A 21,504-nucleotide genomic window follows, 5' to 3' on the forward strand; every position below is an offset into this window, starting at 1 on the left:
ATCTTATGCGCCTTTGAGCTCATTGTCGGGCAGAATGGGGCGATTGAACCTCTCGAGCAGCTCCTGCGCATCGGATTTGAGCGCCCAGCTCTTGAATGCCTTGAAAGTGTCGAGCTCCTCGAGGCCCTCACGATAGCGCACGGACTCCTCGAGTTCCATATGCCCCGGATTGGGAACGAGCGTGATATAGCGTGCGACGCTCGCGCCGCTCGTCTCGATGAAGCCAAGCTCGCGGAAGACGGAGATGCCGCAAGACACGCTCGACTCGTCGAGCTTGACGCGCCTGTCGAGCTTCATGGCACGCCCGGCGAGCTCGTGGTTGGTACAGGAGAAACCGGCCTCCCCCCGTTTGGCCGCTTCTTGGGAAAGCTCGCGCAAGACGCGGTAGAGAACGACGAGGGCCTCGCGTGACGGTGCGCCGGACTCGAGGATGTTCTCGTTGATGCGGGCGTCTCCGTAGCCGAAGAGCAGGTGAATCGTCGCATCGCGCCCATCGCGGCCCGCTCGCCCGGACATCTGGTTGAACTCGATGTCGTTAAATGGCAAGTGATAGAGGACGACGTGCTCGATATCGGGAATGTCGATGCCCTCGCCAAAGGCGCTCGTGGATATGATGCAGCGCAGCTCGCCGCTCCTGAAAGCATCCTCTATCGCCTTTCGGTCTGCCTTTGACAGGCCTGCATTATAGAAGCCGACGTATGGGGCGAGCGCGGGCAGGCGATGGCGCAGCATGCGCGTGAGCGAAAGTGACTGATCGCGCGAATTGACATATGCGACGCATTTCTCGCCGCTTGCGACGATGCCCGCGAGATACTGCTCGCGATTGCGGATGTCGCGCCGATCGTCAATCTTGAGATTCTCGCGCACCGTCGGATCGAGGACGAGCTCCTCGATAGAGAGCACCCGGCGTATGATTTGGGTCTCGTCCGTACCGGCAGTGGCCGTGACGGCTAGCACGAGGGGGTTGCCGAGAGCGTCGAGCGTGGTGGCAAGCCCCGCATATGCGCTGCGATTGCCCGCACGTGCGAGGGCAACGTGATGGGCCTCGTCCACGACGACGAAACCGATACGTCCGGATTGAGCGAAACGATCGGCATGGATGGCGAGGAACTCCGGTGTAGTGAGCACGCAGTTGACACGCCCTTGCGCCAGACCTGCATAGACGTCCTTGCGCACCTCCTCGGAACTCTCGCCCGTAAGCACGGACACAGCGAGCCCGAACTGCGCGAAGACCTCCTGCAGATGAAATGCCTGATCTGCCACGAGAGCACGCAAGGGATAGATGAAGATGCTCGCCTTGCCCTCGAGAAGCGCCATGCGGGCTGCATGCAAGTGGAAGATGAGAGACTTGCCGCGCCCCGTCGCCATGATGGCGAGCGTGTTGCGCCCATGGGAAAGCGCATCGAGCGCGTGGGCCTGCGCCTCATGCAGCTCATGATTGCCGATGAGCGCCGTGCGCAGGGAATCCTCGAGCTCGGAAGGGGAAAGCGTCTGCCAACGCTCACGTGCCTCGTCAAGCGAGGGAGCGGCATCACCGGCAGGCTCCTTCAGGTCGAGGTCAATGCGCCGCACGACGATGTTCACGCCATAGCTCCTGGTGGTCACACCCGGATCGCGCACGCCAAGAGGGCCTGGAGATCGCATATCGACATTCGCATCGAGCGGTCCGCCCGTCAGGGCGCTCACAGCCGCGTCATAGGCAATGCCGGAATCCATGGCGGGGGCAAGCTGCTTGGCGAGATGCTTGTTGAGGTAACCGAGTTGCGTGCCGTCGAGCAAGGTCACGGCAATGGCGTTGGCATCGTACTCGTTGTGTGCATCGCGCCTGAGGGCAAGCTCGACACCTGCCTCGAGCCCAGCGAGGACATCCTGGCGGTTCTCGTAGCTCACGCCCACAACCTTGGTGTTGAAACGTGCCACCTGGGTGATGCCCGCGTAATCACCCGTCTCGCATATCTCATCTTGCGCAAGAAAGAGCTCGTCGATGCGCGCGGACATGTCCGTCTGCGAAGGCATGCGGGGGCTCAGGAGTATGTTCTTCGTCATGAGCTTGGGGTTCTTGCGACCGCGATACTCGTCAACAAGCGGCTCGAAGACGACATCGCATATCGCATTGCAATCGACGAGCTCTTGAATGTTATCTGGCCCGAAATAGATGCCGGGCACTTGTGCAATGCCGTCGCTTGCGTTGAAGCGGAAGTGATTGGCTTGCTTGCCGACTGCGGCACGGTCTTCGAGAAAGACATCATGCAGGGCAAGCAGTGGCGTCGGGTTGCCATTGCCGCAAGGCTGCAGCAGCTCGAGTTCGCTAAATTGCTCGACCGTGCACTCCTCGACGCACGCGATGGTGTCGACATGGATGCCGGTATCGGGTGCCTCTTGCCGCATCTCGAGCACTTGGCTGCAAAGGCGCTGACGTAGCTCATCGAGCTTGTTGGCAGGAAGCGTGATACCGATGGCTGCAGCATGACCGCCGAACTTCTCAAATAGGTCAGAGCATGTGCTGGCAAGCTCGAAGAGATTGATATCGCCATAGGTGCGTCCCGAGCCGCGAGCTTGTCCGTCCTCGATCGAGAAGATGATGACGGGCTTCTTCTTGGCTCGCGCGATACGCGAGGCGACGATGCCCTTGACACCCTCGTGCCAGCCTTCACCGGCAGCCACGATGACCGCGTCATCGGAACCAGCTCCAGCGAGTTGCTCCTCGACCTGAAGGTTGAGCTCGCCTTCCGTCTGGCGGCGAAGGTCGTTGATTTGCTCGAGCTCGACCGCGATGCGCTGCGCCTGATCGAGCTCATCGCACATGAGCAGATCGTAGGCAATCGTTGCCTCCTGCATACGGCCCGCGGCATTAAGACGCGGAATAAGCGAGAACGAAAGGCGTGTGGCGGTGAGCGCTTCTGGTTCGACATTGCAAGCAGCGGAAAGTGCCAGGAGACCAACACGCGTTGCGTTGCGCATACGCGCAAGACCATGGGCAACGAGCGCGCGATTCTCACCCAGAAGCGGCATGAGATCGGCTATGGTGCCGAGTGCGGCAAGGTCCGTAAGCTCGAGCCAGAGCTCGGGTTGGCCCATGCGCTCGCCCAGCAGGCAGAAGAGCTTGAGGGCAACGCCCGCCCCGGCGAGGTCGCGCGAGGGACAGCTTGGGTCGAGCTTAGGATCCGTCATGGGAACGCCGACGGGGACCGCGTCACCCGGCTCGTGATGATCGGTGATGCAGACCTCGACCCCGCGCTCGAGCAAAGTCTCGACCTCATGAGCGCAGGAGATACCGCAATCGACCGTCATGATGAGATCTGGCTCATATGCCATGCCGCGCTCGATTGCCGCATCCGAGAGCGCATAGCCCTCCTCGTAGCGATGCGGGATGAGACCTTGCGCTTGTGCACCGAGCGCACGTAGCGCACGCACCGAGATGGCCGTTGCCGTGATGCCGTCTACGTCGAAGTCGCCGAATACGAGTATGCGCTTGCCAGACTCGATGGCAGCTTGCAGACAATCCGCAACCTCCAGCATGCCGGGTATGCACGCAGGATCAACCCAATCACGCTCGAGCGAGGGAGAGAGAAACTCGCGCACGCGCTCGGGCGTATCGAAGCCGCGTGCGACGAGGACGCGCGAAACGAGCGGACCGACCGCGCACGTGGTTGCAACGTTGGCCACCGCTGCCTCGTCGATGGGCTGTGCTACCAGAGTGTTATGTTGATCGAATCCGCTCATGCTGAGATTCTCGCACGGGGTTGAGACATGGTTTTTCCTCCCGGCATCTTCCCTGATCAAATGTAAAAGGGCGAGCCGCACATGACGGCCCGCCCTGGTAGTTCATGCACCGAAAAGACGAGTGGTCACGACCCGTTAGTCCCGACGGTCCTCCCCTTCGCCTGCATCCGTGGTGTACCCATACGAGAAGCTCGTCGTCGTGATGACATCGCCATCTTGATCGGAGCGTTTCTCGGCCGAGTAGCGACCACTTGCGTGCTCGGACTCCTCCGCCGGCTCCTCGGGTTGCTCGGCAATCTCCTCGCCTACCTCGGCTTCGGTTTCCTCGTCAGACCCTGCAGCCTCAGCAGGCACGATCTCTTCGACGACTTCTTCGTCGATTTCCTCAACGGCTTCCACGGGAGCATCCTGCACGGCGTCTACCTGTGACTCGGTGCCAGCAGGCGTGGTGGGCTGTTTCTCATCGTCAGCCCCTGTCGCTTTCTCGGCAGGCGTTTCGGCAGCCTCGGCCTCCTCCGCCTCGACAGCGAGCCTATCAGGCGCAAACTCCTCATCGAGGGCGGCCTTGGCGTCTTTCTCGGCCTGCTTGAGCTCTTCATGCGCCTGATCGGCCTTGCGCTTGGTCGTCTTGGCGATGTCATGCTCACCCCGTGCGGCCTCGCGCTGGGCTTCCTTCTCCTCCTGCTTGATCTTGGCAGCGGCTTCTCGCTCTTCCTGTTTGAGCTTTGCGCGCTCCTCCTTCTCGACCTTGAGCTTGGCAGCCGTCTCCTTGCGCGCTTCGATCATCATCTGCTTGGTGAACGGCGATTGCACGACCTCGTAGGGGTACTTGTTCTCGAGGCGGGCGTAGGCGGGCTCCTTCGCCTTCCACTTGGTGTAGATGGGGGCCGAGATGGCCAGCGTCGAGTACACGCCGACGACCATGCCGCAGAACATCGCGAAGGCGAAGTCAACGAGCGTGTCAGTGCCGATGATCAACATAAACAGAACGGGGATGACCGAGGTGATCGACGTGTTGATGGTACGCACGATAACTTCGTTGAGAGAGCGGTTGGCGCAGGTAAGAAGGCTGCACTTCATCTGCGGCGAAGCGTTCTTGCTGATGCGGTGGAACACGACGACGGTATCGTAAAGCGAGTAGCCGATGATGGCCAGCAGAGCCGCGATAACGTCGGAGGTGATTTCCATGTGGAAGAACAAACCGGCCCAGGCATAGATGCCGAGCACGACGATCATATCGTGGAACAGACAGATAAGCGCGACGACACCCATGCGCGGCTCGCGATAGCGAATGGCAATGACGGCCAAAATGCCGAGACATGAGAGGAAGAACGCCAGGATGGAGCTCCATATGACCGAAGCACCCCAGCTCGCGCCAATGGTCTCGATCTCGACCGATCCCTCGTCAATACCAAGGGTCTGCTCGACGTGGCCCATGATCTCGCTCGCGTTGGTCGATACGGTATCGGTCGTCTTGACAATGTAGCCATTGCCACCGGACATGCTTGCGGCCGTCTGGATCGACGAAATCTGCGTTTCATAGCCGAGCTCGCTTGCAGCCGTGGCAAACGCGTCCTTTATCTCGTCTTCCGTAACGTCACCGGCGTCATTGATCTGGATGGAGGTGCCACCCGAGAACTCGGTGCCGAGCGTGAGGGGTGCGCCCGTAAGCACCGTGCTGACGATGAAACCGACGATTGCCAGTGCGATCAGGACGCCAGAAAGCCTGAAACCGTATTTCCAGAGCCTGACGAAATCGAATTTGGTATGAGGTCTCAACGAGTACATTTACATCGCCTCCTTCACGACGTATTCGCCCTCGTTGACGTCATCGACAATCCCCCAGAACGCAGGATGGCGATCGATGACGCGCGGGCCGAGAACACGCATGATGGGGCCGCTGAACAGTGCCATGACGACAAGGTCGCAGATGATGCCGAGGGCCAGCGTAAGGCCGAAGCCGCGAACGTCACCCATGGCGAAGAAGTAGAGGATGAGTGCCGAGACGAGCGTTACCACATCGGCGTCAAGCGAGGTGAAGATGCCTTCCTTGACGCCCGCGGTTGCCGCCGTCTTGACCGATTTGCCCTCGCGTATCTGCTCGTGGAAACATTCCATGATGAGAATCGAGGAGTCGGCGGACATGCCTATGTTGACGATGATGCCCGCGATGCCAGGCAAGGTGAGCGAGAACCATCCCACCTGGGAGAGCAGGGCAAGCAAGCCGAGGTACACGACGGACATGAGGAAAATCGACGCTGCAGGCAACAAGCCAAGCCCCTTGTAGAAGATGAGGAGCCACACCACGACAAGCGCGATGCCGATAAGGGCCGCGAGTATGCCCGACCACAGCGCCTGCTGACCGAGCGTGGGGCCGACCGTCGAGGCTTGCTCGATGGAGAGCGAGACGGGTAACGAGCCGGAGTCGATGATGGTCTTGAGGGCGTTTGCCTCTTCGACGGTATAATTGCCGGTAATCTGCACCTGGCCATTGGTGATGGCAGACTGGACCGCCGGGGCCGACTCGACGACGCCGTCGAGCAGAATCGCGATCTTGCCGTTAGTGCTCACGAGCTGGCGGGTCACCGAGGCAAACTCGGAGGTACCCGTCGCGTCAAGCTGGAGGTTGACGGCGTACTCGGCCGAAGCCTGCGGACGATCGACCGTGACGTTCTCGACGTTCTCGCCCGTCATGAACGGCGTGTAGGACACGCCCTCTTTCTTGAGGTTCATGCCCGTGAGACCCTGGTTGATGTAGTTGCGTACCGTCTCGTCGGTAATGGTGGAGACATCCACGAACTCCAGAACACCCTGGCTACTCAACGTGTCGAGGATGGCCTGTGAATTCTCGGCCGCACCCGGAACCTGCACGAGGAAGGCATCGCTGCCCTGCTGCTGAATGGTCGCGGCGGCGGCACCGGATGCGTTGACGCGGTTGGAGATGACGAGCTGCGTCTGTTCCATCTGCTCGGCGGTGATGGGCGAGCCATCGGTGGTCGATGCCTTGAGGTTGACGGAGACGCCACCTTGGATGTCCAGACCCATCGTGATCTTGTCTTGCGGCGGGTACAGTGCGATTGCCGAGGCGATGGCAAGGATGATTATGAGAACGAGGCAGGCGAGGCTCTTGCTATTGCGCTTGGATTTGGAGGCGCCGGCCTTCTTCTGCTTCGCAAGGGCCTGGCGACGTTCGAGATCGGCGTATTCGCGCTGACGACGCTTGCGCTCCACGCTCGAGATGCCGTTCTTCTTCTGGGCTTCGCGCTCGTCTATCTTTGCCTTGGAGCGTGCGGCTGCGGCGCCTCGACGCTCCGAGCGCTTGCGCTGCTTCTCCATCTCGCGCTTGCCGCGCTCCTTGAGCTTTTCGGCCTCCTTGCGCTTCTTCTCCTGATAGACGGGGTCGTTTTCCTGAGCTGCGCGTTTTGCGCGCTCGTCAGCGGCGCGCTTACGTGCGGCCTCGGCTGCCTTGCGGTAACGCTCGGCGTCCTTCTCCTGCCTTGCCCGGTCCTTGGCTCGCTGCTTGGCGGCCCTCTCGCGCTCCTTCGCGCGCTTCTTCTTCTCGCTGTCCGACTCGGGCTTCTTGCCCGAGCCGCTTCCAGACGACTTGCGTTGCGCCATTAAAGACTCCTGTACGTTCGATGCAAGTTTCCTCGATGTGTATGGTGTGCGCAGGCTCGTAATATGTGCACGCGGGCCATACGCGCATGACCCAACATTCTACAACAGAGACTGCTGCTCGGCGAGTATGTTGCCCAGAAAGCTCCGGCGGTGGATGCTACTTGCCCCGTGCTCCTTGAGCGCGGCAATGTGCGCGGCAGAGCCATAGCCCTTGTTGCCCTCGAAGCCATATGCCGGATAATCCTGGGCATACGCGCACATGAGTTTGTCGCGGGCGACCTTCGCGGCGATGCTCGCCGCTGCGATGCAGGCAATTTTGCCGTCGCCCTTGACGACGCAAAGCTCTCCCTCGTGGATGTGCACGGGATTGCCGTCGATAAGCACGGTGGCGATATCGTCATCGTTGCCACGGACGGCAAGATCGCTTTTGCACGCCGTAAGCGCGCGAACCATCGCGACGCGTAGGGATGCGGCCATGCCGCAGGCATCGATCTCCTCGGGCTCGACATGTGCGATGCCCACGCCAAGGGCCAGCTCGTCAATCTGCGTGGCAAGCTCCTCGCGTCGCTTGGGCGAGAGCTTCTTCGAGTCATCGAGCCCCACGATCTGCGGCTCGTCGGGCAGGGCCACGCAGGCGACGACGAGGGGGCCGGCCAACGCTCCCCTACCCACCTCGTCAATGCCGACGACGATGCCCTCGGGTGCAAGCTCGCGCATATAAGAATAGAGCTCCGCGGTATGTACCCTGCGGAGCTCTTCGCGTTCTTGTTTGGTGAGGCCGATTAGAAGCCCTTTTCGCGCAGACGGGCGGCCTTGCCGACCTTGTCGCGCAGATAGTAGAGCTTGGCACGACGTACGGCACCATGACGAACGACCTCGATCTTCTCGATCTTGGGAGAATGTACGGGGAAGGTACGCTCGACGCCGACGCCGAAGGACACCTTGCGGACCGTGAAGGTCTCGCGGTTGGAGGAGCCGTGACGACGGATGACGTCGCCCTCGAACACCTGGATGCGCTCGCGGTTACCCTCTTTGATGCGGTAGTGAACCTTTACATGGGAGCCCGGGAAGAACTCGGGAATCTCCTTGATCTGCTGCTGCTCGATTGCGCGGATGTAGTCCATTGTCTGATCCTTTTTCTCATCGTGCCATTCGTTTCACGTGCAGGCCTATCCTCACGGAGGAAACGACGCGAAGAGACAGAATACAGCAATGCGAAGTACGAGGCAACGATTTTTTGACCTTCACTTGTGCGACATGCGTGCAGGCAAGCCGTCGAGTCGAGGTCTAAGGGAGCGCGCCGTAAAGACCGCGAAGCGGGCTGTCGGGAAGCGACCATCGAGGCGAGGCGGTTTGCCTGCACGCAAAGGATGGGACAGCAGGCTAGAAGAGGTTGTCGGGGTCGATGTCCACGGCGATACGCACCTCGTCATTGACCTTGCGCGCCTTGAGAACGGGTTCGATTATGGCGGAGACATCCGCGCCGATGGACGCCTTGATGAGGGTATGCCAGCGATAGAGGCCTCGCAGGCGCGAGAGCAGGCACGGCGAAGGACCGAGTACCTCCCATTCCTGCCCTGCCGAGATCATGGACGAGTTGATGGCAAGCGTCAGCTCGGTGATGACCTGGCGCACCGCCTGCTCGTTCCTGCCCCACGCGAGCACGTTCGCAAGGCGCACATAGGGTGGATAGCCGAGCTCCTCGCGCGAGGGTAGCTCCTGTTCGAGAAAAAGCTCCCTGTCGTGCGCGGCCGCGGCAAGAATCGCAGGGTGCTCGGGCCAGTAGGTCTGGACGATGACGCGACCGGGCTTGTCGGCGCGACCCGCACGGCCGCTCACCTGCTCGAGCAGCTGGAACGTGCGCTCGGGTGCGCGAAAGTCGGGAAGCTTGAGCGTGGTGTCGGCATTGATGACGCCAACGAGCGTGACATCGGGAAAGTCGAGACCCTTCGCGATCATCTGGGTGCCAAGAAGAATGCCGCCTTCGCTCGCGGAAAACTCCCCGAGAAGGCGTTCGTGCGCGCCCTTCGCCTTGGTGGTGTCGGCATCCATGCGGATGATGGGCATGTCATCGGGAACGACCTGGCGCAGTTCGGCCTCCACGCGCTCGGTACCGGCACCGAACTTGCGCAGGTACGGACTGCCGCATTGGGGGCAGGTTGCCGGCATGGGTTCGATATGACCGCAGTGGTGGCAGACGAGCGTGGCCGAACGCTCGTGATAGGTGAGCGAAGTCGAGCAATGCGGACATTCGGGAACGAAACCGCATTCGCGACAAAGCACGAATGAGGCGAAACCGCGCCGGTTGAGCAGCAGCACGGCCTTCTCCTTGCGCTCGTATACGTCTACCAGCGCATCGACAAGCACCTGGGAAAACATCGAACGCGAGCCACCCTTGAACTCCCGTGCCATATCGACGACCTGCACGTCGGGTAAGGGCTGACCGCTCGGACGCTCGCCAAGCACGACACGTTGCCAGGCACGCTCGCAGCGCGCACCGCCCGCGCATGACGCAAGCGTATCGATGCTCGGCGTGGCCGAACCCAGGATGAGCATCGCCCCGCGCATTTCGGTCAACTTGCGGGCTACGACACGCGCATCGTAGCGCGGCGCGTTGTCCTGCTTGTAGGAGGAATCGTGTTCCTCGTCGATGATGACGAGCCCGAGATCTGCCACGGGCGCGAACAAGGCGCTGCGCGTACCTACGACGACATGCGCCCTGCCCTGGCGAATGAGGTCCCACTGATCGAAGCGCTCGCCCGCCGAGAGACGCGAATGCAAAACCGCGACGTCATCCGAAAAACGAGCCCTGAACCTGCCCACCGTCTGGGGCGTGAGGGCTATCTCGGGAACAAGCACGATGGCGGACTTTCCCGCTTGCAGGGTCTCGTCAATGGCGCGCAGGTACACCTCGGTCTTGCCCGAGCCCGTGATGCCATCGAGCACGACGACGTTGGAAGCCGTTTCACCGGCGGCAGTCGCGTGAATCGCGGCAAGGGCATGCTCCTGGCCTTGCGTGAGCTGGTCGGCGGCACAGCATGCGCCATGTACGGCCGGCATGGCGCCGCGCATGTGCCTGCGGTTCTCGATGCGCACGACGCCCCGCTTCTCGAGGGATTTGAGCGTCGCGTTGACGTTGCCGAGGAGCGCGGACAACTCCACGACACGCATGCCACCGCACGAAAGCGCCTCGAGGACGCGTTGCTGCTTTGCGGCGTTTTTGGCGGGCACGAAATCCGATGCCTCCTCGGTGAGGACAGCCCAACGGTCATCGACCGGACCGACGCCGGGGAAAACGAGCTGCCACTCCCCCTCGACGCGCTTTACCTTGGGGGAACCACCAGGCGGCGTGAAGAGGTGGAGCGCCTCGGGCAAGGTGCAGAGATACTCGTGCGCTATCCAGGTGGCAAGCGAAGCCGATACCGTATCGAAATATGGCTCGGAGAGCACGCCGAGCAGGGGCCTGAGCTTAGAGATGTCACCGACGAGCGCCGCACATCGCTCCTCGTCCATCTCGACGAGCTCAATGATGTAGCCGACAACGGGACGATTCCCGAAATCGACGCTGACCGCGCAACCCACCTGCGCGCTCGGCACGAGCTGCGACGGAACAAGATAATTGAAGGGCCTGTCAAGTGCCCGAGTCGCGATATCGACTATGACCGATGCGACGAGCATGCAGTCGTCAGCTCAGGCCGCAGGCAGCTTTGAGCTCGTCGACGCGATTGGTCTGCTCCCAGGGGAACTCCGCACGGCCGAAGTGACCATACGCAGCTGTCTGACGATAGATGGGGCGCTGCAGGTCGAGATCGCGCAGGATGGCACCGGGGCGCAGGTCGAAGACCTCCTCGACGGCCTTCTCGATGACATCCGCATCGACATGCTCGGTGCCGAAGGTCTCGACCATGAGGCTCAAGGGACGGGCCACGCCGATGGCATATGCCACCTGCACCTCGCACTTGTCGGCAAGACCGGCGGCCACGACGTTCTTCGCAACCCAACGTGCCGCATAGGCGCCGCTGCGATCGACCTTCGTGGGATCCTTGCCCGAAAACGCGCCGCCGCCATGACGACCCATGCCGCCATAGGTGTCGACGATGATCTTGCGGCCCGTGAGGCCGGCATCGCCCATCGGGCCGCCGATGACGAAGCGACCAGTGGGATTCACGTATATCTGGGCATCCTCGTAGGTGATGCCCTCTTTCGCAAAGACCGGCTTGATGACGTACTCGATCATGTCGGCGCGAATCTGGTCCTGCGTGACGTCGTCGGAATGCTGCGTCGAGATGAGGATCTTCTCGACGGCAACGGGCTTGTCATCGACGTAGCGCACCGACACCTGCGTCTTGCCGTCTGGGCGCAGGTACTCGAGCGTACCGTCCTTGCGCACCTTGGTAAGCTGCTCGGACAGACGATGAGCGAGGTAGATGGGCATGGGCATGAGCTGCGAAGTCTCGTTGCAAGCAAAACCGAACATCATGCCCTGATCACCGGCACCGAAAACGTCGAGCTCGTCGGCGCCGTCTTCCTTGAACTCGGAGCTCGCGTCGACGCCCTGGGCGATATCGGGACTCTGCTCGTGAATGGCGTTGATGACGCCACAGGTATTGCCGTCAAAGCCGAACTTGGCGCGAGTGTAGCCGATCTCGCGGATCGTATCGCGCACGATGCGGTCGACGTCGATGTAGGCCTGCGTGCGAATCTCGCCCGTGACCATGACCAGACCCGTGCTCGTGACCGTTTCGCATGCGACGCGCGCGTTCTTGGGATCGGCGGGCATGCCGTTGGGGGCAGTGTAGTTTGCCTCGGCAAGCTGAATCTCCTTGGCAAGCACCGCGTCGAGAATGGCGTCCGAGATTTGATCGCAGATTTTGTCAGGATGTCCCTCGGTGACGGATTCCGAGGTGAAGAGATACGAATTCTTGCTCATTACCAGCAGCTCCTAGAAGCGTGGCCGCGCACGGCCAAAAACATATAGGCGATAGGTTATCACAACGCTACTCTCGATGAAGAACAATGCCACCGAGTTGAAACTCGCCATCTGGCAAGACCGGCTTGCATGCGCAGAATCGAACGGGTATCCTATTCACGAACATTTGTTTGTATCGAAGGAATGCGCGTGGGCTCACATATCATCATGGGCATCGATCCGGGGCTGGCCAATACGGGCTGGGGCATCATCCGCTGCAACGGAGCGCGGGTAAGTCCCGTCGCCTACGGCTGCATCACCACGAGCAAGAACCACAACCTGCCCATGCGCCTCGCAATCATCCACGACAACCTTCTCGAGATCATCGATCGCTATCTTCCTTCGGAACTCTCGGTCGAGGGCATCTACTTCGGCACCAATGCAAAGTCAGCCATCCCCACGGCACAGGCGCGTGGCGCGGCTCTGGTCGCCTGCGCATACAAGGGCCTCGAATACGACGAGTACACCCCCATGCAGATCAAGCAGACGCTCGTGGGCACGGGTTCGGCAGACAAGAAGCAGATCCAGTACATGGTACGGGCCGTACTCAAGCTCGACCACGAGCCCAAGCCAGACCACGCGGCAGACGCCCTGGCAGCAGCCATCACGCACGCGCGCCTGCGCAAGGCGAGGTCCATCGAGAGACAGGTCCAACAGCAGCTAGAAGATCGCATACGGCAAGGAGAAGTAGCGTGATCGCTTTCATCAAGGGCATCGTCGCCTACAAGGATGCAGAAAGTGCCATCATCGAGGCCGGCGGCATTGGCTACGAGCTTGCGATGTCCGTCCACGCGCTCGCCACGCTTCCCGCCTGCGGCAACCCTGCCCAGGTCTGGACGTACCTGCACGTCAAGGAAGACGACGTCTCGCTCTTCGGGTTTTCCGAGCCCGCCGAGCGGGAGCTCTTCGAGAAGCTCATTGCCGTGAGCGGCATCGGCCCCAAGATGGCGATCTCGGCCCTCTCTACCTTCAAGCCCGCCGACTTCGTCGCGCACATTGCCGCAGGCGACGTCACCGCCATATCGACCATCCCCGGTGTTGGCAAGAAAATCGCGCAACGCATGATTCTCGAGCTTCAGGGGGTTCTCAAAACAAGCGGCACTTTCGAGACTCTCGCGCTTGACGAGACAAACCGTCCCCTGCAAGATGCCGCCGCAGCACTTGAGTCCATGGGCTTCAGCAACGAGGAAGTAGCCACGGCGCTCAAGGGCTGCACCGAGGCAGACACGAGCAGCATCATTCGCTATGCACTCAAGCACATGGGAGGCACGCAATGATCTGGGAGGCCCCCGATTTCGAGAACGCCCAACGCATCGTGGATGCGCACGAGCAACCCGAGGACGCTCGATCAGAGGTCAATTTGCGCCCCAAGACGCTCGACGATTACCTTGGCCAGAGTCGTATCAAGGACAATCTCTCCGTTCTCATCCAAGCCGCACGCATGCGTGGCGAGGCACTCGACCACCTGCTCTTCTCGGGACCTCCGGGCCTCGGCAAGACGACGCTTGCCAGCGTCGTCGCAAACGAGATGGGCGTCCAGATACGCACGACCTCAGGTCCCGCCATCGACCGTGCAGGGGATCTCGCCGCCATCCTCACCAACCTCGAGGAAGGCGACATCCTCTTCATCGACGAGATACATCGTCTCAACCGGGCCGTCGAGGAAGTCCTCTACCCCGCCATGGAAGATTACGCGATCGACATCGTCATCGGCCAGGGCCCTGCAGCCCGTTCCATACGCCTGGACATCCCCCGCTTCACGCTCATTGCCGCCACCACGCGCACGGGCATGCTCACCGGCCCGCTGCGCGATCGCTTCGGCGCGGCATTCCACATGGACTACTACTCGAGCGACGAGCTCAAGGACATCGTCGTGCGCTCGGCCACCATTCTCTCCATCGACATCGACGATGCCGGCGCGTACGAGATCGCCTCGCGCGCCCGTGCGACACCACGCTTGGCAAATCGTCTGCTCAGACGCGTACGCGACTTCTCGCAAGTGCGCTGCAACGGCTTCATAGACGAGCAGGTTGCCCGTGAGGCGCTGGCCTTCTTCGAAGTCGACGAGCTTGGCCTCGACCCCATGGACAACCGCATCCTCGACATGCTCGTCAACACCTTCGAAGGGCGTCCCGTCGGCCTGTCCGCGCTCGCAAGCGCATTGGGCGAGGAAGTCGATTCCATCGAGGACGTCTACGAGCCCTTCCTCCTCAAGCAGGGCCTCGTCAACCGCACCCCCAAAGGGCGCCAGGCAACGCACAAGGCATTCGCGCATCTGGGTGTGCCATACCCTGTTGAATAGGATATTCGCGGTTGTTTCGTGCGTAGTGGGAGATTACCCCACTTCGGGGCCTGCGGCCCCTCCGGTCGGAATGACAACGGGATGCGCCCACGCACCCCTGCGGTCGGAATGACAATTATTGTCATTTCGAGCGAAGCGAACGAAGTGAGCGGAGTCGAGAAATCTCACCAACAATGACAGCCCCATTTAGCTGCCGCTTTCCGGTTTCACTCTGATTTTGGTCCGAAAATGCTCCTGTTTTACCCCGAAAACGCTCAGATTCTCGGGGTGGTTCGCTCCGTTGCATCTGCGATAGCTTCCCAGCTGCCCATGCGGCATCGTCGCATGAGAACTCAGGCTATTCCATGAAGCACGGAAAGGACATTCGTATGAAAACACGCAGTCGAACGCATGACTCTAATTGGTGGGCCGCCACTGCCCTGATTGCGACCATTGCATGTGTCGTTCTCTTCTCCCTACCGGCGTTTCCCATGGCACGATCCCTGGCAAACGACGAGGGCGGTATCGAACTCGAGTACACGAGCGATCTACCGGGCTTGAGCAGCGGTAACTCCCTCTACTCCCTTGCAGATGCGCACTTTGGCGTGTATACGGATTATCAATGCACGCAAAAAGCCGGAGAGCTCATAACCGACGAGTCTGGCCACGCACGCCTCCCAAACCTGCATCCCGGCAGATACTTCGTGCGCGAAGAGCTCGCTTCCCCGGGGTTTGCCCTCTCCACGCATTTGCAGCAAGTCGACGTCGCGGTCGGGGCAAGCGCCTGCATCAAGGCAAGCGCGGCTCCGGGCTTTGCCGCGCCAGAGCTGCTCGTCCGCGAGATTAACGCGGAGACAGGCAACGCGGCCGATGTTGCCGGAGCACGCCTCGGCAACGCCCGCTACGTCATCTCCCACTTCGACAGCTTCGATGATGACAAGATCCTTGCCGGCCCCACGCGCAGCTGGACCTTCACGTCGGACGAGAACGGCGAAGTGCGTCTTTCGCGCGAGCATCTTGTCGAGGGCTCTCCCCTCTACGAGGGGCCGCATGGCCTCCTCGTCCTACCCCTCGGGCACTATACGGTGACCCTCGAGCACGCACCCGCCGGCTTCTCTCCCGTCAACACCGTCTTGAGCTTCGATGTCATGACGCAGGACAGGACCGAGGTCGAGCCCTTGCTCAACTTCGAGCCCCTCGAGGAAACCCTCGCCGTCGTACGTGGCGACATCATGTTCAGGAAAGTCGACGAGGGCGGCATGACGCTTGCGGGGATTCCCTTCCTGCTCTCGTATGCCAATGGCGAAGGTCCGGATCTCACCGAAAGCCACGTGGTCGTGACGAACGAACACGGGGACTTCACGTCCAGCGCAGAGCGCTCCCCTCATGCTCTCGATACGAACAGGAGCGACGCCGCCATCCTCGCGAACATCGATGGCGTCTACAAACTTGACGAGACGAAGCTCACGAGCGCATGCGGCACCTGGTTTTCGATGGATGCGACGGGTATGACCTCCCCTGCCGATGACACGCGTGGCGCCCTCCCCTACGGCTCGTACCTGCTCCAGGAGCTGCCGTGCGCTGCAAACGCGGGAACGAACCTCATCTCGACGCAGTTCTCCATCAATCGTGACGACTTTACCGTCAAACTCGATAACATCGTCAATACGCGACCTGGGGTTTCGGGCTCGGCAACCGATGCGACTGATGCCGACAAGCTCATCCGTCCTATGGAAAACGCCATCGTCAGCGAGTCAATCGACTATCGCAATCTCGTTATCGGCAAGAGCTACCGCGTCAATTGTTCTGCATTCGTCCAGAGCACGGGCGAGAGCGTACCGGGGCCCGATGGCACGCCCGCCTTTGCATCACAGGAATTCGTCGCCCAGCGGCAAAACGGCAAGCTTGACATTCAGGTTACGCTCGACACCTCGAAGCTCGCAGGAGAAAACATCATAGTACGCGTCGAGCTCGTCTCGGATGACGGGATGAACATCACATCCGATGGTGCGGATAGCGCCGAGCAGACGCTCGGCGTCGAGCCCATCGTCATCGCAACGGCGCAGGACGCGGCAGATCTCGACAACTACGTCATGGGCGCCAATGCCGCGATCATGGAATGCATCAGTTACGACGGTCTCAAGCCCGGTCAATCGTATACTGCAAGCTGCACGCTCAATGACAAGGCGACTGGAAACGCACTCAGGGACGCCCAGGGCAAGGTCATCTTCGCCTATACCGAGTTCACACCCGATGCATCCGAGGGGCATGTCGACATGGAGCTTCCCGTCGATACGACCGGAATAGCCGGCCATGATATCGTCGTCTTCGACAAGCTCACTGACGGGGAAGGGCGCCTCATCGCCAGCCATCAAGACTTTGAGGACGAAAGACAGACGATCAAGACCGTGAAGCTGAGCTCAAGCGCAACGGACAAATCTGATGGTGACAAGGTCTTCGACGCGCATGCCGAGGCTGTGGCCATCATCGATACGGTCAACTACGCAAATCTCGTTCCTGGCGAACAGTACCGGTTCAAGGGCGTGCTCATGGACAAGGAGACGGGCTGCGCCCTCACCGCAGACGGTGCTCCCGTGAGCGCCGAGGTGCCATTCGTCCCGCAGGAGGTCTCGGGCTCCGTAGATGTCGAGTATGGATTTGACGCAAGGGCGCAATCGAGCCAGGTGCTCGTCGCCTTCGAAACGCTCGAACACGACGGTAACGTGGTTGCCGAGCACGCGGACCTCGAGGATGTCGCCCAGACGGTGACGAGCGGCGAGGTTGACCCCGATGCCGCAATACCAACGGCAGACGGCAAATCCGCCGGCACCGCAACCCTTGCAGGATCGCCCCTCACCGGTGACTTTCTCGCACGGGTTGCTCTTGCGGTACTTGCCCTCGTGGCGTGTGCCTGCATCAGCTGCGCCTATGCGCTGCACCGGCGCAGGAAGACGCTCGAGGCCATAGCCCACAGCGACGACCCCTTCAGGTAGTGACAAAGAAGGCCCGTGCGGGATGCACGGGCCTTCTCGATGATCGGATGAGATGATTCCTAGTCCTCCTCGAGGGCCGCGGCAATCTCGTCGGTGATATCCATCGTGCTATAGACGTTCTGGACGTCGTCGAACTCCTCGAGCTTGTCGATGAGGCGCTGCACCTTCTTGGCATCGGCAACGGAAATGGCCGTGGGATTGTTGGGCTCGAAGATGAGCTCGGCGCCCTTGACCTCGACGCCCTGCTCCTCGAGAGCACTGCGCACGGCCATGAGGTCGCTCGGCTCGGTGAAGACGATCCACTCGTCATCGGCCTCTTCGTAATCGTCCGCGCCAGCCTCGATAACGGCCATCTCGAACTCGTCGGAATCGGCAGCCGCGCCATTGGGAGCGGTAGGATTCTTCTTGTCGCCCGTCTCGATCTCCTTCAAGACGGTGATCTGGCCCTTGCGGTCGAACATGTACGCGACCGAGCCGTTTGCGCCCAGGTTGCCACCCGAATGCGAAAACGCGCTGCGCACGTCCGCGGCGGTGCGGTTGCGGTTGTCCGTCAGGCACTCGACGTACACACCGATACCGGCAGGACCATAGCCCTCGTAGGTAACTTCCTCGAAGTTCGCCGCATCGGCACCCGAGCCAAAGGCCTTGTCGATCGCGACCTTGATCTTGTCCTTGGGCATGGAATAGCCCTTGGCCTTGGCGATGGCCGCCGCCAGGGATGCGTTGTTCTCGGGATTGGGATCGCCGCCGGTCTTTGCTGCGACGGTAATGATACGGCTGAGCTTGGAGAACATCGCAGAGCGCTTGGAGTCCTGCGCCGCCTTGCGATGTTTGGTGGTTGCCCACTTGGAATGTCCGGACATGAATGAATCCTTCCGTGCTATTGGATTGACCGCAGTATTCTAGCACTCCCGCCTATGTTCGTGTAGCAAACCGTTCATACCCGATTTGCGGGCATGCCCCTTTGGGGATCTTTGCGTACGAGACTCCATGCAAGCAGGCAGATACCCACGACGAGCATCGGGAGCGAAAGGAGCTGTCCCATCGTGCCCCAGGTTCCGAAGAAGTAGCCGAGCTGCACATCGGGCAGCCTCACGAATTCGATAAGGATGCGGAAGACGCCGTAGAGCACGAGGAAGGTCCCGAGGAAGAAGCCGCGTGGACGTGGAGGATCCGCCTTGCGCGACAGCGCGCAAAGCACGAAGAAGATGACAAGGCCCTCAAGCAGCGCCTCGTAAAGCTGGGAAGGGTGGTACATGACCCCCGTTCCGGTGAAGTCAACGCCGATGGGCAGATCCGTCGGAGCACCATAGAGCTCGCCGTTCACGAAGTTCGCGCAGCGGCCGAAGAAGAGCCCCACGGGAACGGCACACGAGACGAGATCGGCAAGCGTGAGAAAGGGCATGCCGTATACGCGCGAGTAGATGAGACCGGCGATGACAATGCCGACAAGCCCACCGTGAAAAGACATGCCGCCATTCGAGACCGCGAAGATCTCGAGAGGATGCGCAAAGTAGTACCCGTCCCCATAGAAGAGGCAATACCCGAGACGTGCGCCGATGATGATGCCAAACGCGCAGTAGCAGACGAAGACGAGCGTGTCATAGGAGCTGAAACGCAGCTTCCAATGCTTGGCATAGAAGTACACGATGAGGCCCGCGCAAATGAAGCCCGCGACGTAGGCGAGCCCGTACCAGCGGACGCTCAGCGGGCCGATGCTGAAAAGGACAGGGTCGATGGAATGATACAGCTCGTTTAACATGCCGAGCATGGTAGCACAGGCAAGCTCATTCCCTCAGCGCGCATATTCGCTGATGCGCCCCATCTCCTCGATAACCGTGACGCCCCAAGCAGGCGATGAGCAGTAGATGCCTCCCAGGCCGCTTACGGTCTTTGCCGAGGCGAGCCCGCTCGTTGACGTCACCATACCCTCATGCCACGCCTCAATTGCCTCCGCAAAGGATGACCACTCGGCAGCAAGGCCATATGGGTCGCTATCGGCCGCACCCCATCCCCAGGCGTTATGGGGCCTGATGCATGATTGTCCGCCGCCGGACTCGGCGACGCTAATTGCCGCGCAGAGGCGTGGATCGACTTTATGGCGATAGGCCGAAGCCGCCATCTCGCGCCCGTGACCTTGCAGGGGCATCGCACCGGCTGTTCGATCGCGATCTGCGAAATACTCGTCTATCGCAGTGCCCCAGGTCTCGATGAATGCATCCTCGTCAAGCGCAAAGTCGATGCCCTCGCCAAACGAAAGAGCCCCCTGAGCATCCGCCCGCGCATCGAGCTCGTCATACCATGAGCCAATGCCCTGTTCTGCATCGGCAAGCAAAGAGAGGGCGTCACGAACTGCGGAGCGCATGGCATCTTTCGCCTCGACAAGCGCCGGGACGCTATCGCCCCCTTCCTCGACCGAAAACTCGACCTCCTTCACGCATTGCCTCAGACGTGCGCATTCTTCCTCAACCTTGTAGGCTAGATCGTTAACCGACCGAATCGAGGCACGCAGCTCTTGCCGTGCATGATGGGCGCATGCCGCCTCAAGCACAATGGCCGTGCGCAAGCGCTTCTGATCACGGATCAATCTGCGCATTTGCTCGCCTTCGGCGATCATGAGGCGCTCGAGCATATCGTGTCGAAGCGTGACGTCACGCAAGGTGGATGATCCTGTCATGAGTGCATGCGTGGTGTATTCATCGCTTTGCATCAGCTCATCCTGAACGAGCTTGAGGAGCACGAGCACCCTATGTCGCGCATGTTCGAGCCCAGCGACGCGCTCCTGCGCGTCCTTATCAGCACGTGTGAGAGTCTCCTGCGCGCATGTGCTTCGCTCGAAAGCGGCGCGAGCATCATCGAAAGCTACCCACCCTGACACAAGCTGCGTGCATACGGCATCAAGCTTCGCGCGAAGGGAGGATAGCCCCTCGAGCATGCGCCGCTCCTCTTCACTCGACTTTTCAGGCTCTGAGCTGTCGTAGGGCTCAAGCGCCTCCTGGTCGCCCCGATCGTCGCTTGGCGCATCTTCCAAGCCGCCTGCTTCGTCATTCAGAGCATCGTCTGCGATGGGCTCTCCAACGGGCTCGTCACCCCAGACCATCTCCATTCCCGCACCAGCCGACATCGCATACGCGAGCAACGCAAAAGCAAGCAGCGCCGTGACCAGGCGACTTCCACCCCGCGTATCCATATGTACATGTGTTCTCATCATGTTTGCCGTCCTTCGCGTGTCACGCTGGCCCCATGCCAGACCTTGCGATTGTGCGTCAGGACGAACCGAGTGAACCACCCCGAGAATCTGAGCAAAACCAGACCGATTTCGGAGTAAAAACGGAGTGAATTCGGAGCAAAATAGGATTCAAGAAATCGACGACAAACGAGTGAGAAAAATCCGTCTGACTACATCAGCGCATCGAAGGCCAAACTCGTACATCCCCGGTTCTTGCTGGCCACTCCGAGGTCGTGGGCGGTTCCTGCACCATGTCACCGGAACTCTCGGCTTGCTGCTGAACCACGGACACCGCCGTGTCAGCGACACTCAATTTGGGGCTCCAGATTGACACGACCGCAGCGATGGTCAGCGCAATGATGACGATGACAAGTGCGATGATGAGAACGAGCGGGCCCTTTCGAAGCCCATTCGAGACTTCTCCTGATTCCGAATCTTCCGGTGTGCTTGATATCGGCTGTTCAGCCACGGCAGACGCTGCATATTTGCCACCGGAATTCGATGAGGGATATCGCAAGACCGGTACCCCGTCCCGCGCTCCGTACACCACTGAACCCTTACTATCCGGGCCTGATGCTGCCCTGGATGCAGAACATCGCGCATTCTTTGGCTTGGATGCCACAGCAGATTTTGCTTTCTTGGGCTTCGCCTTCGGTTTTGCAGCAGGTTTCGATCCTGAGCACGAGACCGC

At 60.7% G+C, this 21,504-nt stretch carries 14 protein-coding genes; 4 read left to right on the top strand and 10 right to left on the bottom strand.

Annotation, left to right across the window (positions count from 1 at the left end; all coding sequences use genetic code 11):
* Positions 1 to 3: 3 nt before the first annotated feature.
* The 7 genes from recJ to DBY20_04555 form a co-directional block, all read right to left on the bottom strand.
* Positions 4 to 3,723 carry a single-stranded-DNA-specific exonuclease RecJ gene (recJ, locus tag DBY20_04525; protein ID PWL79143.1) on the bottom strand — a complete coding sequence of 1,240 codons (3,720 nt, stop codon included), beginning with the start codon at positions 3,721 to 3,723 and terminating at the stop codon, positions 4 to 6.
* A gap of 135 nt (positions 3,724 to 3,858) precedes the next feature.
* Positions 3,859 to 5,511 carry a protein translocase subunit SecF gene (gene secF, locus DBY20_04530; protein PWL79144.1) on the bottom strand — a complete coding sequence of 551 codons (1,653 nt, stop codon included), beginning with the start codon at positions 5,509 to 5,511 and terminating at the stop codon, positions 3,859 to 3,861.
* Positions 5,512 to 7,341 carry a protein translocase subunit SecD gene (gene secD, locus DBY20_04535; protein PWL79145.1) on the bottom strand — a complete coding sequence of 610 codons (1,830 nt, stop codon included), beginning with the start codon at positions 7,339 to 7,341 and terminating at the stop codon, positions 5,512 to 5,514.
* A gap of 99 nt (positions 7,342 to 7,440) precedes the next feature.
* Complete coding sequence (locus DBY20_04540; GenBank protein ID PWL79146.1) at positions 7,441 to 8,058, bottom strand: ribonuclease HII; 618 nt, start codon at positions 8,056 to 8,058, stop codon at positions 7,441 to 7,443.
* Positions 8,059 to 8,123: 65 nt separating this feature from the next.
* A complete protein-coding gene (locus DBY20_04545) occupies positions 8,124 to 8,465 on the bottom strand; it encodes a 50S ribosomal protein L19 (protein PWL79147.1) in 342 nt (113 codons plus the stop codon).
* A 259-nt stretch (positions 8,466 to 8,724) separates the two neighbouring features.
* Entirely contained in the window at positions 8,725 to 11,019 is a 2,295-nt protein-coding gene (gene priA, locus DBY20_04550; protein ID PWL79148.1) for a primosomal protein N', read from the bottom strand.
* Between the two features lie 7 nt (positions 11,020 to 11,026).
* Entirely contained in the window at positions 11,027 to 12,271 is a 1,245-nt protein-coding gene (locus DBY20_04555; protein PWL79149.1) for a methionine adenosyltransferase, read from the bottom strand.
* Between the two features lie 183 nt (positions 12,272 to 12,454).
* Between DBY20_04555 and DBY20_04560 the strand changes: the two genes are divergently transcribed.
* The 4 genes from DBY20_04560 to DBY20_04575 all read left to right on the top strand — a co-directional run bounded on the left by DBY20_04560 (position 12,455) and on the right by DBY20_04575 (position 17,584).
* Positions 12,455 to 13,006 (top strand): crossover junction endodeoxyribonuclease RuvC, encoded by a 552-nt coding sequence (locus tag DBY20_04560; protein PWL79150.1) that lies wholly within the window; start codon positions 12,455 to 12,457, stop codon positions 13,004 to 13,006.
* On the top strand, positions 13,003 to 13,587 hold the full coding sequence (gene ruvA / locus DBY20_04565) for a Holliday junction branch migration protein RuvA (GenBank protein ID PWL79151.1): 585 nt from the start codon (positions 13,003 to 13,005) through the stop codon (positions 13,585 to 13,587). The genes DBY20_04560 and ruvA overlap by 4 nt, the downstream gene beginning before the upstream one ends.
* A complete protein-coding gene (locus DBY20_04570; GenBank protein PWL79152.1) occupies positions 13,584 to 14,612 on the top strand; it encodes a Holliday junction branch migration DNA helicase RuvB in 1,029 nt (342 codons plus the stop codon). Before ruvA ends, DBY20_04570 begins: the two co-directional genes overlap by 4 nt.
* Positions 14,613 to 14,980: 368 nt before the next feature.
* The gene (locus DBY20_04575; protein PWL79153.1) at positions 14,981 to 17,584 is read left to right on the top strand and encodes a hypothetical protein; all 2,604 of its coding nucleotides are present in this window, start codon (positions 14,981 to 14,983) and stop codon (positions 17,582 to 17,584) included.
* Positions 17,585 to 17,643: 59 nt separating this feature from the next.
* Here the strand turns inward: DBY20_04575 and DBY20_04580 are convergent, their stop codons facing one another.
* From DBY20_04580 to DBY20_04590, 3 genes are all read right to left on the bottom strand, one after another.
* Positions 17,644 to 18,447, bottom strand: a complete 804-nt coding sequence (locus DBY20_04580) for a YebC/PmpR family DNA-binding transcriptional regulator (GenBank protein ID PWL79154.1) — start codon at positions 18,445 to 18,447, stop codon at positions 17,644 to 17,646.
* A gap of 74 nt (positions 18,448 to 18,521) precedes the next feature.
* Complete coding sequence (locus tag DBY20_04585) at positions 18,522 to 19,346, bottom strand: prolipoprotein diacylglyceryl transferase (protein ID PWL79421.1); 825 nt, start codon at positions 19,344 to 19,346, stop codon at positions 18,522 to 18,524.
* A 33-nt stretch (positions 19,347 to 19,379) separates the two neighbouring features.
* The gene (locus DBY20_04590) at positions 19,380 to 20,795 is read right to left on the bottom strand and encodes a hypothetical protein (protein ID PWL79155.1); all 1,416 of its coding nucleotides are present in this window, start codon (positions 20,793 to 20,795) and stop codon (positions 19,380 to 19,382) included.
* Positions 20,796 to 21,504: the final 709 nt, after the last annotated feature.

It is taken from the genome of Coriobacteriia bacterium, from assembly GCA_003149935.1.
In the GTDB taxonomy this organism is placed as follows: Bacteria; Actinomycetota; Coriobacteriia; order Coriobacteriales; family QAMH01; genus QAMH01.